Origin of the sequence: Rubellimicrobium roseum, from assembly GCF_006152145.1 — a bacterium.
Classification (GTDB): domain Bacteria; phylum Pseudomonadota; class Alphaproteobacteria; order Rhodobacterales; family Rhodobacteraceae; genus Rubellimicrobium; species Rubellimicrobium roseum.
Window position 1 is genome coordinate 1 of sequence record NZ_VDFV01000134.1, and the last position, 1,865, is coordinate 1,865.

At 71.4% G+C, this 1,865-nt stretch carries 1 protein-coding gene; it reads left to right on the top strand.

The features are described 5' to 3' along the window. The coding region (locus tag FHG71_RS23150) for an error-prone DNA polymerase family protein (protein ID WP_484335644.1) at positions 1–1,865 on the top strand (1,865 nt) is incomplete at both ends.

Genomic DNA, 1,865 nt, shown 5'->3' on the forward strand with positions numbered 1-1,865 from the left:
CTCACTTTGGGCAAGCGGCGCGGCGGCAAAGGCGCCTGCACGCTCGGCTGGGACGACCTCGCGGCCCACGCCGAGGGGCTGCTGGCCATCCTGGTGCCCGAGGAGGCCGATGCCGTCTGCGCTGTCCGGGCCAGGCGCCTGGCCACGCTCTTCGGCGAGGGCGCCCACCTCGCGCTGACCCTGTGCCGCCGCCCTCGGGACCAGCTGCGCCTCCATCAGCTCTCGATGCTGGCCGCGCGCGAGAGCGTCCGGACCGTAGTCACCGGCGACGTGCTCTACCACGACCCGCGCCGTCGCGTGCTCCAGGAGGTGATGACCTGCATCCGGGAAGGCTGCACCATCGACGAGCTGGGCCGCCGCCGCGAGCGCGCGGGCGAGCGCCATCTGAAGTCTGCAGCCGAGATGCACCGGCTCTACGCCGCTTACCCCGAGGCGCTCGCGCGCACGGTGGAGATCGCCGAGCGCTGCCGCTTCTCCCTCTCGGAGCTTGCCTACCAGTATCCCGAAGAGGCCACGATCCCGGGGCTTACACCTCAGGCCGCGCTGGAGCGGCTCGCCTGGGAGGGGGCGGCCGAGCGCTACCCCGAGGGGGTGCCCGAGGAGGTGGCCGACCTGATCCGCCGCGAGCTCGCGCTCATCGAGGAGCTGGCCTACGCCCCCTACTTCCTGACCGTCCACGCCATCGTGCGCTTTGCCCGCTCGCGCGGCATCTTGTGTCAGGGCCGGGGCTCGGCCGCCAACTCCGCGGTCTGCTACGCGCTGGGCATCACCTCCATCGACCCCGACCGCTCGGACCTCCTCTTCGAGCGCTTCGTCTCGGCCGAGCGGCGCGAGCCGCCCGACATCGACGTGGACTTCGAGCACGAGCGGCGCGAGGAGGTGATCCAGTGGGTCTACGAGACCTACGGGCGCGACCACGCCGCGCTCTGCGCCACCGTGATCCGCTACCGCGCCCGGGGGGCGCTGCGCGACGTGGGCCGGGCCCTGGGCCTGCCCGAGGACCTGCTCCGGGCGCTCTCCTCCCAAGTCTCGGCCTGGGCGGTCGAGGGGGTCGAGATGAAGCACGCCGAGGAGCTGAACCTCGTCACCTCCGACCGGCGGCTGCAGCTGGCCCTGGAACTGGCGCGCGAGCTCGTGGGGCACCCGCGGCACCTGAGCCAGCATCCTGGCGGCTTCGTGCTCACGCGCGACCGCCTCGACGAGCTCGTGCCCATCGAGCCCGCCGCCATGACGGACCGGCAGGTGATCGAGTGGGACAAGGACGACATCGATGCGCTGCGCTTCATGAAGGTCGACTGCCTCGCCCTCGGCATGCTGAGCTGCCTCCGGCGTGGCCTCGACCTCCTGGCCCAGCACAAGGGCATCCACCTCGACCTGGCGACTATCCCGCCCGAGGATCCCCTCACCTTTGCCATGATCCGCCGCGCCGACACACTGGGCGTGTTCCAGATCGAGTCCCGCGCGCAAATGGCCATGCTGCCGCGCATCAAGCCCCGTACCTTCTACGACCTCGTGGTGGAGGTGGCGATCGTGCGCCCCGGGCCCATCCAGGGCGACATGGTGCATCCCTACCTGCGCCGGCGCGAGGGCCGGGAGCCTGTCCACTACCCCACCCCCGAGCTCGAGCGCGTGCTGGGCAAGACCCTGGGCGTGCCGCTCTTTCAGGAGCAGGCCATGCGGGTGGCCATCGAGTGCGCGGGCTTCACGCCCGGCGAGGCCGATCAGCTCCGGCGCGCCATGGCCACGTTCAAGTTCACCGGCGGCGTGAGCCCGTTCCGCGACAAGCTCGTAGGGGGCATGGTCGCGCGCGGCTACACCCCTGACTTTGCGGAGCGTACCTTTGCGCAGCTCGAGGGCTTCGGCTC